General features: G+C 71.7%; 15 protein-coding genes, 1 tRNA gene and 1 pseudogene. 8 read left to right on the top strand and 9 right to left on the bottom strand.

Translation table 11 applies throughout. The features are described from left to right. Positions 1-10: 10 nt before the first annotated feature. The 3 genes from IO39_RS10600 to serS all read left to right on the top strand — a co-directional run bounded on the left by IO39_RS10600 (position 11) and on the right by serS (position 2,899). Positions 11-430, top strand: coding sequence for a DUF4446 family protein (locus IO39_RS10600; protein ID WP_052422704.1), 420 nt, complete (start codon positions 11-13; stop codon positions 428-430). Positions 431-620: 190 nt separating this feature from the next. Next, positions 621-1,541: a prephenate dehydratase gene (pheA, locus tag IO39_RS10595; protein ID WP_043619753.1), complete on the top strand. Its 921-nt coding sequence runs from the start codon at positions 621-623 to the stop codon at positions 1,539-1,541. Between the two features lie 95 nt (positions 1,542-1,636). Continuing rightward, positions 1,637-2,899 (top strand): serine--tRNA ligase, encoded by a 1,263-nt coding sequence (gene serS / locus IO39_RS10590; protein ID WP_043619752.1) that lies wholly within the window; start codon positions 1,637-1,639, stop codon positions 2,897-2,899. 21 nt (positions 2,900-2,920) lie between these two features. Here serS and IO39_RS50460 read toward each other — a convergent pair whose 3' ends face one another. Next, positions 2,921-4,345, bottom strand: coding sequence for a hypothetical protein (locus tag IO39_RS50460; RefSeq protein WP_157548160.1), 1,425 nt, complete (start codon positions 4,343-4,345; stop codon positions 2,921-2,923). A gap of 133 nt (positions 4,346-4,478) precedes the next feature. Next, on the bottom strand, positions 4,479-4,682 hold the full coding sequence (locus IO39_RS10580; RefSeq protein ID WP_043619750.1) for a cold-shock protein: 204 nt from the start codon (positions 4,680-4,682) through the stop codon (positions 4,479-4,481). Positions 4,683-4,905: 223 nt separating this feature from the next. Between IO39_RS10580 and IO39_RS10575 the strand changes: the two genes are divergently transcribed. Further along, complete coding sequence (locus IO39_RS10575) at positions 4,906-5,703, top strand: HAD family hydrolase (protein WP_043619748.1); 798 nt, start codon at positions 4,906-4,908, stop codon at positions 5,701-5,703. 119 nt (positions 5,704-5,822) lie between these two features. On the opposite strand, the gene IO39_RS10570 is transcribed toward IO39_RS10575, so the two are convergent. Then, positions 5,823-6,341, bottom strand: a complete 519-nt coding sequence (locus tag IO39_RS10570; protein ID WP_043619747.1) for a bacterial proteasome activator family protein — start codon at positions 6,339-6,341, stop codon at positions 5,823-5,825. 5 nt (positions 6,342-6,346) lie between these two features. Next, the gene (locus tag IO39_RS10565; protein ID WP_043619745.1) at positions 6,347-7,303 is read right to left on the bottom strand and encodes an NAD(P)H-quinone oxidoreductase; all 957 of its coding nucleotides are present in this window, start codon (positions 7,301-7,303) and stop codon (positions 6,347-6,349) included. A gap of 1,373 nt (positions 7,304-8,676) precedes the next feature. Here IO39_RS10565 and IO39_RS59630 point away from each other — a divergent pair. Continuing rightward, a pseudogene (locus IO39_RS59630) lies at positions 8,677-8,856 on the top strand (hypothetical protein); the annotation flags it as partial. A 211-nt stretch (positions 8,857-9,067) separates the two neighbouring features. Continuing rightward, positions 9,068-10,039 carry a MinD/ParA family ATP-binding protein gene (locus tag IO39_RS59625; RefSeq protein ID WP_369332888.1) on the top strand — a complete coding sequence of 324 codons (972 nt, stop codon included), beginning with the start codon at positions 9,068-9,070 and terminating at the stop codon, positions 10,037-10,039. 1 nt (position 10,040) lies between these two features. On the opposite strand, the gene IO39_RS10555 is transcribed toward IO39_RS59625, so the two are convergent. Continuing rightward, positions 10,041-10,127 (bottom strand) — tRNA-Ser (locus IO39_RS10555). Positions 10,128-10,151: 24 nt separating this feature from the next. On the opposite strand from IO39_RS10555, the gene IO39_RS10550 reads away from it, so the two are divergent. Continuing rightward, the gene (locus IO39_RS10550; RefSeq protein ID WP_063765245.1) at positions 10,152-10,505 is read left to right on the top strand and encodes an STAS domain-containing protein; all 354 of its coding nucleotides are present in this window, start codon (positions 10,152-10,154) and stop codon (positions 10,503-10,505) included. A gap of 126 nt (positions 10,506-10,631) precedes the next feature. Here the strand turns inward: IO39_RS10550 and IO39_RS10545 are convergent, their stop codons facing one another. Together IO39_RS10545 and IO39_RS10540 are read right to left on the bottom strand one after the other, a co-directional pair. Continuing rightward, a complete protein-coding gene (locus IO39_RS10545) occupies positions 10,632-11,480 on the bottom strand; it encodes an NUDIX domain-containing protein (RefSeq protein WP_043619743.1) in 849 nt (282 codons plus the stop codon). A gap of 141 nt (positions 11,481-11,621) precedes the next feature. Continuing rightward, a complete protein-coding gene (locus tag IO39_RS10540) occupies positions 11,622-12,098 on the bottom strand; it encodes a hypothetical protein (RefSeq protein ID WP_043619741.1) in 477 nt (158 codons plus the stop codon). A gap of 68 nt (positions 12,099-12,166) precedes the next feature. On the opposite strand from IO39_RS10540, the gene IO39_RS58835 reads away from it, so the two are divergent. Then, positions 12,167-12,295, top strand: a complete 129-nt coding sequence (locus tag IO39_RS58835; RefSeq protein ID WP_281200070.1) for a hypothetical protein — start codon at positions 12,167-12,169, stop codon at positions 12,293-12,295. A 24-nt stretch (positions 12,296-12,319) separates the two neighbouring features. On the opposite strand, the gene IO39_RS10535 is transcribed toward IO39_RS58835, so the two are convergent. Further along, entirely contained in the window at positions 12,320-13,078 is a 759-nt protein-coding gene (locus IO39_RS10535) for a M15 family metallopeptidase (RefSeq protein WP_245641900.1), read from the bottom strand. A gap of 29 nt (positions 13,079-13,107) precedes the next feature. Beyond that, a complete protein-coding gene (locus IO39_RS10530; RefSeq protein ID WP_052422701.1) occupies positions 13,108-13,611 on the bottom strand; it encodes a universal stress protein in 504 nt (167 codons plus the stop codon). Between the last annotated feature and the right edge of the window lies 1 nt (position 13,612).

The following is a 13,612-nucleotide window of genomic DNA, read 5'->3' as shown; positions in this document are numbered from 1 at the left end:
CCTCTGTGCCGTGCTCGTTACCGCAGGGGTGATCGTGGGCGTCGTCGCAGGGGTCAGCGGCGTATTGCTGGGATATCTGGCGTCGCGCCAGGCCAGGGCCACGGTCGAGGACTGCCGGCACCTGCTGTTCCGGCAGCTCAGCGAGGGCCGTGGTGATCTCAGGGCCATCCGGGACGTGGCCGTGTGCCGCTACGACGCGCTGTCGGAGATGACCGGGCGGTTGTCGTTCTCGGTGGCCATGATCAACGGGCTGGGCGACGGGATCGTGCTGACCTCCATCAACGGGCGCAGCGAGACGCGTACGTACGTGCGGACGGTGGTGGGCGGCAAGGGGCAGCAGCCGCTGTCGCCGGAGGAGGAAGAGGCGGTGCGGGCCGCCAGGCTGGGGCACGGGCCGCTGGTCGCGTGCCCGGCCTCCGAGTCGCTGTAGGCCCCCTCCCGGGTGGCGTGCGGGTATCGGCGGCCGTACGGGTATCGGCGGCCGTGCGGGCGTCGGCGGCCGTGCGGGCGTCGGCGGCCGTGCGGGAGCGGCGAGTTCGGGGCAGGGGGCGCGAGCTGCGTGTTCAACGCTTGGGTAAAAGATCCGCTGGGAAGTCTTCACCTGCGGATAGTCTGGGTCCATGCCCAGACTCGCCTATCTCGGACCGGAAGGGACCTTCACCGAAGAGGCCCTGAGGCTCCTCGACCCCACCGCCGAGCGACTGCCCTGCGCGACCGTCAGCGCCGCGCTCAACGCCGCCCGCACCGGTGACGCCGACGGCGCCGTGGTGCCGCTGGAGAACTCCATCGAGGGCGCGATCACGACGACCCTCGACGAGTTCGCCTGGGGCGAGCCGTTGCTGATCGACGCCGAGCTGCTGCTGCCCGTGCAGTTCTCGCTGCTGGCCCGGCCCGACACCGAGATCCCCCACATCAAGCGGGTCTACACCCATCCCGCGGCCATCACGCAGTGCCGCAACTTCATCGCCCGCGAGCTGCCCGACGCCGTCGTGGTCGCCGCGCCTTCGACCGCGGCCGCCGCGCAGGAGGTCTCGCTGCCCGGCTCGCCGTACGACGCCGCGATCGCCGCCCGCATCGCCGGCGAGCACTACGGGCTGGTGGAGCTGGCCACCGACATCGGCGACCGGTCCGACACCGTGACCCGGTTCGTCAAGGTCGGCCGGCCCGCGCCGCTCCCGGCGGCGACCGGCTCCGACCGCACCACGCTGGTGGTCTTCCTGGCCGACGACCACCCGGGCGCGCTGCTGGAGATGCTGACCGAGTTCTCCGTGCGCGGGGTCAACCTGACGCGCATCGAGTCGCGGCCGACCGGTGACGGGATCGGGCGCTACTTCTTCCACTTCGACTTCGAGGGGCACATCGCCGACGCGCGGGTCGGCGAGGCCATCGCCGGGCTGCACCGGATCTGCGGCGAGGTGCGCTTCCTGGGCAGCTACCCGCGGGCCGACGGCATCGTGCCGCAGATCAAGCGGGGCACGTCCGACCGGGAGTTCGCCGAGGCGGGCGACTGGCTGGCGCGGATCCGTACCGGCCAGGTCTGAGCGCGGCCCCGGCCGGCCGCCCTCACAGGGGTGAGGGCGGGTGGCCGGTGGGAAACCAGGGGCGTGGGGCCCTCCCGCGCCGGTAGCCTTTCCTTGTGATTGACCTGCGTACCCTTCGTGAGGACCCCGACCGGCTACGGGCGTCGCAGCGTGCCCGCGGTGAGGACGACTCGGTCGTCGACACGCTGCTCGACCTCGACGAGCGCCGCCGATCCGCGCTGACCTCGTTCGAGTCTCTGCGCGCAGAGCAGAAGAGCATGGGCAAGTCGGTCTCCAGGGCGCAGGGCGAGGAGAAGTCCGCCCTGCTCCAGCGGGCCAAGGAGCTCGCGGGCCAGGTCAAGTCGGCCGAGTCCGAGGCGGAGAAGCTCGGCGCCGAGCTGGACGACCTGCTCCAGACGGTGCCCAACCTCGTCGAGGAGGGCGCCCCGCCCGGCGGCGAGGACGACTACGTGGTGCTCGAGACGCACGGCGAGCCCAGGCAGTTCGACTTCGAGCCGAAGGACCACCTGGAGCTCGGCGAGGCGCTCGGCGCCATCGACATGGAGCGCGGGGCCAAGGTGTCCGGCTCGCGCTTCTTCTTCCTCAAGGGCGTCGGCGCGCGGCTGCAGCTCGGCCTGCTCAACATGGCGATGCAGCAGGCGATCGAGGCCGGGTTCACGCCGATGATCACTCCGGTGCTGGTCAAGCCGGAGACGATGCAGGGCACCGGCTTCCACGTGGCCCACGACAAGGAGATCTACCGGCTGCCCGAGGACGACCTCTACCTGGTCGGCACCTCCGAGGTGTCGCTGGCGGGCTACCACGCCCAGGAGATCCTCAACGCCGACGACCTGCCGCTGCGCTACGCGGGCTGGTCGTCGTGCTTCCGCCGCGAGGCGGGCTCGTACGGCAAGGACACCAGGGGCATCATCAGGGTGCACCAGTTCGACAAGGTCGAGATGTTCTCCTACGTGCGGCCCGAGGACGCGCACGAGGAGCACCTGCGCCTGCTCGCCTGGGAGAAGGAGATGCTGGCCAAGATCGAGGTGCCCTACCGCGTCATCGACACGGCGGCGGGCGACCTCGGCATGTCGGCGGCGCGCAAGTTCGACTGCGAGGCGTGGATCCCCACCCAGGGCCGCTACCGCGAGCTGACCTCGACCTCCAACTGCACCGAGTTCCAGGCCCGCAGGCTGGCCGTCCGCTATCGCGACAAGGACGGCAAGCCCCAGAGCGTGGCCACGCTCAACGGCACCCTCGCCACGACCCGCTGGATCGTGGCGATCCTGGAGACCCACCAGCAGGCCGACGGCTCGGTGGTGGTTCCCGAGGCGCTGCGCCCGTACGTGGGGCTCGACGTCCTGCAGCCCGCCAAGTAGCCCGCACCCGGGCGGCCGCCGTCAGCGGCCGTCCGGACGCGGGTCCGCGCGGCGGGCGTCCCTCCTGATGAGCAGGGCGCTCACCAGCAGGACGAGGCCGGTCAGCAGCGCGGCCAGCGCGACCGCGACCCCATATGAGTCCGGCGTGCCCACCGCCCAGCCCCGGAACGGCAGATAGACGCTCGTGTGGACGAGCGGCGCGGCCAGCAGGCCGACGGTCACGGGCACGAGCCTGGCCCGGCCGGCGCACGCCAGCACCAGGCACGTCACCGCGCCCGAGAGGACGACGAAGAGCAGGAAGCCGTGGAGCGGGAACGCGTTCCCGCTCGTGAAGACGCTCCCCGCCCCCGCCAGGCCGCCGTTGAGCAGCGCCAGCAGGCTCAGGCAGGTGACGGTCGCGCAGGTCAGGTAGGCGCGGGTGTGGCGGCGCAGCCCGGCCCCCATCCCGCCGAGCAACGTGCAGGCCGCCAGGAAGAACGCCACGCCCGATTCGGGGCTCAGGTCCAGGGCGGCGGGGTCGTCGCCCGGCCGGCCCAGGTGCCGCCAGCCCCCCGAGGCGTCACGTACGACGATGCCGGCGGGGCCGTTGGCCACCACGACGACGTGCCCGCCCCCGGGCCGCGCCTGCACGGCCAGGGCCGTGGAGGCGAGCCCGACCGGGACGGAGTGGGCCCTGCTCATCCAGTCGAGGTCGTACCGCCTGGCCATCCGCGCCAGGTCGTCCTGTGACGCCTGCCAGGACGGCTCCCACGTGCGGCCGCCGTCGTCCGACTGCTCCACCGCCATCCGGCCCTTGACCACGCGGTAGCACCGGGTGGCCTGCCCGGGCACGCACATGGCGCTCTGCCCCTCCTTGACCGGCCGGCCGTCCATGGCCGGTCCGCCGTCCGTATCCGTCCAGGTGAGGCCGCCGTCACCGGAGGTCCAGGACGGTGCCCCGAGCGAGCGCACGTGGATCAGCCCGTCGCGGTCCACCTCGACGGAGATGGCCGAGGGCGGCGGGGGCGTGGCGCTCGTGGCGGCGACCGCCAGGACGGCCAGCGGCGCCGTCACGACGATCCGCCACCGGGCCGACGGCGGGCGGTCGAGGCTTCTGCGGCGTGCCCACCAGGCGAGGGCGAGCGCGGGAAGCGCCAGGAGGTCCGTGGGATCGGCCAGGACGCGCGACGGGCCCGCCACGAGGGTCCAGGCATGGGAGGCGGCCTCCGCGCCCGTCTCCGTCGTTTTGACGACCGCGAAGAGCGCTCCTGTGAGCACGGTCGCCGCCAGGTCGGCCCGCCGCCGGAACAGCAGCGACACCAGCGCGGGCGCCACGACGAGCCCGGCGACGTCGCTGAGCTTGCCGGTGACCGGCCCCGGCCAGGCCTGTTTGAGCAGATGGTCGTTGACGAGCAGCACCAGCACCCCGGTGACGGTCACGGGGTGGCATAACCACGCGTACCTCATACCAGGTGGATGGGCGGCGGAGGCCCGCCGGTTCGGCGCGTGTGTGAGTCGAGTCACAGCCGTGACCTCCCCGACACAAGCAAAAGACCGGAGCCCGCTGGAAGCGAACCCCGGTCTATCTCGCTGCTACAGGTCAGATGGCTCGGACCTGAGAGGCCTGCGGCCCCTTCTGGCCCTGCGTGATCTCGAACTCGACCCGCTGGCCGTCTTCAAGGCTGCGGTAGCCGTTGCCGACGATCTCGGAGAAGTGCACGAACACGTCCGGCGCACCGCCGTCCGGGGCGATGAAGCCGAAGCCCTTCTCGGCGTTGAACCACTTGACGGTTCCCTGAGCCATAAAAGCTCTCCCTCAGGATGTGAATCTATGGGACCCACACCTCGTGGGTCCCGGTGTGTCGTACAGCAAGCACCCGGGGTGGCTCAGACAAAGTCATGCTGGTTTTCACTACGGGATCAGCTAATACAACGCCATCACATCTAACACCATTCTGGCGCGTTGGTGTTCCCGTCCCTAGGAAGATTTCTGTCAGGCGGCATCACCGGGCAAACTGGAACCTGTTATGCACAGTCTTCCCGCACCGCGTCTAGTGGCCACCGACCTCGACGGCACCGCGTTGCGCACAGACGGAACCGTGTCTCCCCGCACGGTCGCCGCCTTCGGCAAGGTCGAGGAATCCGGGGCCGTGCTGGCCATCGTGACAGGGCGTCCGCCCCGGTGGATGGGCGGGGTGGCGAGCGCCGTGCGGCACCGCGGCCTGGCCATCTGCGCCAACGGGGCCCTGATCTACGATCTCCATACCGAACGGATAGTGGAATCTCACCTCATCACCGTGGACGTACTGGAGGAAGTCGTCGCTCAGCTAAGAGCGAACGTGTCCGAACTCGTATTTTCGGTCGAGTATGAAGCCGGTTTTGCGCATGAGTCAGATTTCCTGCTAGGAGGCTTGGACCGGCACGCGGGAGCCGTCCGGGTCGACTCGGTGACCGCCAGGCCGTGCGCCAAGCTGCTGGCCCTGCATCCGGCCATGGGCGCCGACGAGCTGCAGGCCATCGTCCACGAGCTGGTGGGGCACCTGGTGACGGCCACGCACTCCAGCCGCAGGGGCCTGATCGAGATGAGCGCCCAGGGCGTGACGAAGGCCACGGCCCTGGCGGCGCTCGCCGGGCAGCACGAGATCAAGCCGGCCCAGGTCGTCGCGTTCGGGGACATGCCGAACGACCTGCCCATGCTGAGCTGGGCAGGCACGTCGTACGCCGTCGCGAACGCGCACCCCGACGTGCTGGCGGCGGTCGACCACGTGACCGCGACCAACGACGACGACGGCGTCGCACAGGTGATCGAGAAGCTCTACGCGTAGCCGCCCTGCGGATGGCTCCGCTTCACGAGCGGCCGCCGCCCCCTGGCGACCGGAAGAGCCCTCGGCCCGGCCGGCGGAGCCCCCTCGTCACCCGGACGGGGCCTCCACCGGCGGCGCCGCTACAGGTAAGGGCCGGAACCGCCGGGCGGACGCTGCGTCTCGTCGCCGTGCGGCACACCGGGCAGCGCCCTGCGCATCTGCTCCAGCTGCGCGCGCGCGGCCATCTGCTGCGCGAACAGCGTGGTCTGGATGCCGTGGAACAACCCTTCGAGCCAGCCCACGAGCTGGGCGTGCGCGATGCGCAGCTCCGCGTCGCTCGGCGGCGTGCCGTTGTCGTCGGTGAACGGGAGCGAGAGCCGCTCCAGCTCGTCGACCAGCTCCGGCGCGAGCCCGTCCTCGAGCTCCTTGATGGAGGACTCGTGGATCTCCTTCAGCCGCTTGCGGCTGGCCTCGTCGAGGGGAGCCGCGCGGACCTCCTCGAGAAGCTGGCGGATCATGCTGCCGATGCGCATCACCTTGGCAGGCTGCTCGACCAGGTTGGTGACCGATCGATCGTCCTCGCCGTTATCGCCCTGACCACCTTGGAAGTCGGGGCCCACCACCACGATGTGGGGGGTGTTGTTGTCCTCAGCATTCATAACACTCACCGTACTAGCAGGATCTTGCCGACGTGCTCCCCCGAATCCAGCATCCGGTGAGCCTGCGCGGCGTCGGACATGGGCACCTCCGCGTGCACCACGGGCCCCACGGCACCGGCTCCGACCAGGGGCCAGACGTTGTCGACGACGCTGCGTACGATGACGCCCTTCTCGTCCACCGGGCGGGCGCGCAGCGTCGTGCCGTGCACGGAGGCGCGCTTGGCGAGCAGCGCGCCCAGGTCGAGCTCGCCCTTGCGGCCGCCCTGCATCCCGATGACCACCAGCCGGCCGCCGGTGCGCAGCGCCCGGACGTTGGGCGCGAGGTATTTCGCGCCCATGATGTCGAGGATGACGTCGGCCTGCACCCTGTCCGCGAAGTCCTCCTCGCGGTAGTTGATGACCTCGTCCGCGCCCAGCTCCCTGACGCGCTCGGCCTTGGCGGCCGAGCCGACGGTGGCGGCCACGCGCGAGCCGAGCGCCTTGGCCAGTTGCACCGCGAACGTGCCGATCCCGCTGGCCCCGCCGTGCACCAGCAGCGTCTCGCCCCGGCGCAGCCGCCCGACCATGAACACGTTGGACCAGACCGTGCACGCCACCTCCGGCAGCCCGGCGGCCTCGCGCAGCGACACCTTCTCCGGCACGGGCATGACCTGCTGCCACGGTACGGCCACGCGCTCGGCGTAACCCCCGCCGGCGAGCAGCGCGCACACCTCGTCACCCGGCTTGAACTGCTCCACGTCCGCGCCCACCTCGGCCACCACGCCCGAGACCTCCAGCCCCGGGTACGGCGGCGCCCCGGCCGGCGGGTCGTAGAATCCCTGGCGTTGCATGACGTCGGCTCGGTTGACCGCCGAGGCGGCGACGTCGATGAGCACGTCCCCGCGCCCGACGTGCGGCTCCGGCACCTCGCGCCACTCCAGGACCTCGGGTCCGCCTGGGCTGGCGATCTCAATGGCTCGCATGCGGACCACGGTAGCCGGGCAAAGAAGTTGTGGGTTGCCGGGCTGGACCGTGAGCCATGGCGATAATCTGCAAGGTATTTGCTGCCCCTTTAGACCCACCCGAGGGGGAACACGGTGGCAAGACACGATCGAGAAGAATCTCTCGAGGAGCAGCTGGCCTGGCTGGACGCCATCAAGGAGACGGACGAAGCCCCCGTCCCTGTCAGCGCCTCGGCTGTCTCCGCCGACGAGCCGGTCGCCTCGCCGTACCCCCAGGACCCGTGGCTGCTGGCGTCCCAGCAGAGTGACACTCCGACGCCGCCGCTGTTCCGCGCGGCCGTCGACTCCGTGTACGGCCCCGAGGCCGCCGAGGAGGTCCCCGAGCGGGAGAGCGAGGCCGGGGAGTGGCTGGACGGGGCCGGGTTCCAGGAGCGGTCCGGGGCCTCGGCGCCGGACGTGGAGGATCCCTTCCACGCTCCGCTGCGGCCGCTGCCGCGTCCCGACGACACCGACACGTACGCGCTGCCGTTCACGCCGCCCGAGCAGGAGACCGGCCGGCCAGGGCCGGGCCAGCGGGCGGAGGAGACGTCGTGGCCGCCGCCCGCCGACGAGACGGTGACGGCCGACTGGTCACGCGAGGTGGAGCGGCTGGCCGCCGAGGCCGCGCGGCCCGCCGACGAGACCGCCCGCACCGAGACGACCGCCTCCGGCCACACCGACCCGGCCGGCCATTTCCACGCCGATCCGCCGGGTCCGGCCGGTCCCGGCCACGCCGACCAGGACGAGCCGGGCACCACCGGGGCTCTCCGCGGTGAGACGGTCGCGCCCGACCACGCCGGAGCCGCCGCCCCTGACCACGCCGGAGCCGTCGAGGCCGGCCGCACCGAGCCCGGCCACGCCGAGCCCGGCCACACCGATCCTGGCCACGCCTCCGTTGCCGAGCCGGCCGGGCAGGCGCAGGCCGAGGCGAGCGGGCAGGCGCAGGCCGAGGTCGAGTCCCGTACGGAGGAGCCGGTCGAGAGGGCCGAGGGCGGCGCCTGGGCCGGCACCCATCCGCGCAACGAGCCACCGGCCTGGGCCGAGGAGCCGGCCCGCACGGAGCCCGCACACGAGGAGCCCGTCGGAGAGTCCGCCGGCGCGGAGTTCGTACGTGCGGAGATCGCGGGCGAGAACCCCGTCCGGCAGGTGGAGTCCCCCGAGACCCTGCCGCGCACCGACCTGCCGCAGTGGGCGGAGCCGTCGCAGACCCTGCCGAGGGGCGAGCGCCCGCAGTGGGGCGATCCCGACGCGCCCGGCCAGGAACAGCACCCCGCGTGGACCGAGTCGCAGCCGGAACTCGCGTGGGGCGAGTCACAGGCGGAGCGCCCGCAGTGGAGCGAGCCGGAGCGTCCCCAATGGGGCGAGTCGCACACCGAGCGGCAGCAGTGGAGCGAGTCGGGCCCGCAGCAGACCGAGCCGTGGCAGGAGCGCTCCCAAGCCGACCAGCTCCAGACCGGGCATCCCCCGACCGGACATTCCGCGACGGGGCATCCCTCGACGGGGCATCCCTCGACGGGGCATCCCTCGACGGGGCATCCCTCGACGGGGCATCCCTCGACGGGGCATCCCTCGACGGGACATCCTCCCGCCGCGCACTCTCGGACCGGGCACCCCCAAACCGGCAATCCACAAGCCGGGCATCCCCAGACCGACCGGCAGCAGCGGAGCGAGCAGCCCGAGTGGCGGCCCGCCGAGCGGGAGATCCCGCCGGTCACGCAGCCGCACCGCCGCCCGGCCCCGATCCCCGTGTTCACCTCTTCCCCCAGGCCGCCGATCACCGGCCGGCCGACCGCCGACAGCCTCGACCCGGAGTCCCTGCTTCGCGGACGGCGCAACGCCCCCTCCAAGGGCTGGCGCCGCCTGGTCTACAAGGCGTCCGGCGGCTGGATCAAGCCGGGCGAGTCGCCCGAGGTGCGCCGCCGCCGCGAGCTCGTCACCAGGGCGCGCACCCCGGTCACCGCCGGGCACCACCGCGTGGCCGTGCTGAGCCTGAAGGGCGGCGTGGGCAAGACCACCACCACGGTCGGCCTCGGCGCCACCCTGGCCCAGATGCGCGGCGACCGGGTGATCGCGGTCGACGCCAACCCCGACCGGGGCACGCTCTCCGACAAGCTCGTCCTGGAGACCTCGGCCACCGTGCGCGACCTGCTCAACGAGCGCGACCAGGTCAAGCGGTACGTCGACATCCGGGCGTTCACCTCGCAGGCCCCGTCGCGCCTGGAGGTGCTGGCCTCCGACCGCGACCCGTCGGTCTCGGAGGCGTTCAGCGGCGCCGACTACCAGGCCGTCTCCCAGGTGCTGGAGAACTTCTACTCGATCTGCATCACCGACTGCGGCACCGGCCTGCTGCACTCCGCCATGGGCGGCGTGCTCGGGCTGGCCGACCAGATCGTGCTGGTGAGCTCACCGTCGGTGGACGGCGCCAGGGCGGCCTCGGCCACGCTCGACTGGCTGGAGGCCCACCACTACGCGGATCTGGTGAAGAACGCGACCGTGGTGCTGTGCAGCGTCCGGCCCCGGTCGAAGTCGGCGGTGGACATCAAGAAGCTGGAGGCCCATTTCGCCGCCCGGTGCCGCGCCGTGATCAGGGTGCCCTATGACCCCCACCTGGAGGAGGGGGCGGAGATCGACCTCGACCGGCTCCAGGAGCCGACCAGGGAGGCCTTCCTGCAGCTCGCCGCCTGCGTGGGCGACGGGTTCGCGGGCATCCGCGAGTGAGCGGAGGGTGTGGGATTCGAACCCACGAGGCCATCGCTGACCTGGCCGCTTTCAAGGCGGCTGCACTCGTCCACTATGCGAACCCTCCTGTGCGGAAACCACGATAGCGGCTGTGGTGACAGGGGTGTACGTTCAGGAGGTGGCGGATCTCAACGTCGAGGTGCAGCGCGGTGGCAGCGACGCGCTGGTGCGCCTCACCGGTGATCTCGACAAGCTCACGGCGCCACTGCTGAAGGACTGCCTGGTCCGGCTGTTCGGCGAGGGCCGGGTGGAGATCGTGATCGACGCCGGGAAGCTCGAGTTCTGCGACTCCAGCGGCCTGTGGGTGCTGGTGGAGCATCAGCGCAGGGTCTCGGCGCACGCCGGCTCCTTATGCATCGTGGGCGTCCATGGGGTGCTGCAACGCGTGCTCGACGTGACAGGGCTCAAGGCCGCCTTCGACCGGGTGATCCCCTCCGAGCTCTGACCCGCGACCCGTGACGGCCCCTCGCACGCCGCCCGCTGCCGTCCGTCCGCTGACGGCCTGTCGCCACCATCCGCCCGCCTGCCCGCCTGCCCGCCTGCCCGGCTACCCGCCTGCCCGGCTGTTCGCCTATGCGCCGCCGAGTTGTGACAGCAGCCACTTCGGGCCCCTGGTCTCGGCGCCCAGCGCGCCGACCCGCTCCTTCAGCGCCCGATCGGCGGTGACGACGATGACCCGCTCCCACGGCCGGGCCTGGCGCACGACGTCCACGATCGCGTCGTCGCCGCTCCCCGTGGCGGCCACCACCTGGATCCCGGGCACCTCCTGCGCGCTCCTGGCCGCGCCCTCCACGACCGCCACCATCCGCGGATACCACTGCGTCAGCACCGGATGGGCCGGCCGCAGCCCGGAGATCTCGCGCAGCAGCCGGTTGGCCGCCCCCAGCCGGTCGCGCCACCAGCCGTGCTCGGCCCGCGCGCCGACGATGTTGGCCACGTCGAGCACGACGGTCTCGGGCCGGATCGCCTCCCGCACCTCGCCCCAGGTCGCGGCGAAGCCGGGGTGCAGCCGGCGTTCGGTGATCTCGGGCAGCCGCACCCAGCGCAGCTCGGAGCTCTCGCCGTTGGCGGGCGCCGCCGCGATCAGCTCGGCCGACTCGGCGATCACGGTCTCGAACGCCCACCCGCCGTGGTCGTCGAGGTAGACGCCCTGCACCCGCAGCTCGTCGCCGGCCAGCGCCGCCTCCTCGCGGGCCTCGCGCAGCGCGGTGGTGACCGCGTCCTCGTGACTGTCGCGGGCGCCGCCGGGCAACCCCCACGTGCCGCCGTGGTGGCTCCACCAGGAGCGCTTCTGCATCAGCACGTACGGCACACCGGCCGCGTCATGATGCACGACGAGAAGCCCCGACGCGCCGTGCAGCCCCCAGTGCCTGTGACCTTGTGAGCACACGGCCCACCCGTCGCCGTCCTTGGCCGCCATGAGCGAATTCTCTCAGCCTCCACCCTTGGAGAAATGCTGGTCGTCCCCACTGGGCTTTCCTGCCTCGGAAAGATTCGGCAAACGGAGCCTCTGATGTGCAGAACACCTTTCTGCCATTGGTTGGGGACCGGCGGCAACGGTCTACTCTCGCGCGGCCCCGTCCGGCCAGATGACGGTCACGGGCAGGCCGCGATCTTGGGCCTCGGCCACCACCTCGGCCGTGCCGCCGCGCCCGGTTCCGGGCCGGCCGTCCCACACGGCCACCAGTTCGTCGATCGAGGACAGCACGGCCTCGTTCGCGGCCTCGTACGCCTCGCGGCTGGCGTGGTCGAAGTCCATGAACCGGACGGTCACCGCAGTCATGAGCCGGTCGAACTGCTCGGCATGGTCCGGCTTCACCTTGGCGTGGCGGTAGTCCCTCGACGGTAGAACGACCTCCAAGTCCCCGCCGGCCGCGAGCACGGCCTCGGCGAACAGGCTGTCCGCCCCGCGAGCGATGCAGGACACCCCCACGAGGTCGCCGTCCAGTGAGGCGAGATGCGCGCGTAGAGCGTCGGAGACGAGGCGGGCCGTCTCGGGAGTGAGGTTCATGTGGCCGGTCACGCCGATACGCATCATCGAGCCCTTCCTGTCGTGAGGGGCTTCCAGCGTGCCAGTACGACGCCCCGCGCGCGGGCGTGGCCGGGATGGCTGCGGCGTGGACCCTGTTCCGCGAGTACAAGGCGCGGTACGGCCCCGAGGAGGTGCGGGAGGCGCGAGCCGGCGCCGCCAGGGCCGGGCGCGCCTGGCTGGACTATCAGCGGGCGAAGGGCTGATAGGCGGGTCCGGAGGCGCAAGGTTCAGCCTCCGCCCTTGGAGAAATGCTGGTAGTCCTTGGCTCCCGACCAGTAGCCGCCCCACTCCCAGCCGACCTGGGCGAACGCCTTAACGACGCGGTCGCCGGGGTTGATGACCCCTTTACCCTTCATTGGGCGTTCTGTGAACTTCTCGGCATTTTCGTGTGCCGTGCTGCCACTTGCGGTGACATATGGGTTCTCGCGGGGATTGATGTCTATTGCTTCCCCGTATGCGTGGTTCGACCAGTTGCTCGACCCGGTGGCCCGGCGGCAGTTGAAGGCCGAGGTGTTGTCGGCGTCGATCGAGTCGAAGTCGTCGGCCTTGTACGCGTCCACCAGCTTCATCTGCCGGATCGGCCAGCGCCAGTCGTACAGCTTCTCGAAGACCTTCTCGATGTCGTCGGTGACCGTCTTGCGCACCACCAACTCCCCGGTGTGCGGCTTGCCGTCGAAGCCCCAGTACGACAGCGTGACCAGCCGCAGATCCCGGTAGTGCACCGGGCAGCCGGGCCGCCACGAGTGCGGCAGGCGGTCGCGGGAGACGGGCGAGACCTTCGAGGCGAACGCGGGCGGCGCCGTCGAGGTGGGCGAGCCCGACGCCGTCGCGGGAGCGGACGGGGACGTGAGTGACGGTGAGGGCGAAGGCGAGAGCGGCTGGTCGTGGTGCGCGGAAGCCTCCGGCGCGGGCGCGGTGGCCGGCCCTCCCGCGCCGCACGAAACGGACCCCAGCACCACGAGCGCCATGGTGGCGACACGTTTCATCTGGCCACCATATGCGACGTCGGGCCAGGTCAGGGGACTATCAGCACCGTACGGCGCGCCCGTTTCGCCAGGGTCGTCGCCACCGAGCGCCGCCACGACGAACGCGAGCGCCCCACCACGATCGCGTCCGCCCGGTACGACCCGGCCAGCGCCTCCAGCTCCCGCGCCGTGTCACCGCGCACGCTGACGAACTGCCACGGCACCCCGGCCCCGCGCAGCTCGTCCCGGAGGTCGTCGGTCAGGTCCGCGGCCGAGTCGGGGAGGATCGGCGACCCGGCGAAGAACCAGAGCGAGGCGGTGTTCAGCGCCTCCACGAACGCGACGAGCAGCGCCGCGTTGTCCCTGCGGGCGAGCCCGGCCGCGTACGCCAGCGCGTTGCGGCTCGGGCCCGAACCGTCGAACCCCACGACGAGCAGGCCGGCGCCGTCCTTGCCGATCTCGAACCGGCCCGACGGGAGCCGGCCAGCCGCCGGCTCCCTCCGCGAGTCCCGCTGCCGCTCCCACCAGCGCGGGTCCGTACCGTTGCCGAACACG

Source organism: Nonomuraea candida, from assembly GCF_000725485.1.
Lineage (GTDB): Bacteria > Actinomycetota > Actinomycetes > Streptosporangiales > Streptosporangiaceae > Nonomuraea > Nonomuraea candida.
Note: the sequence above shows the minus strand (reverse complement) of the source record. Positions and strands in the feature narration are given on the sequence as shown.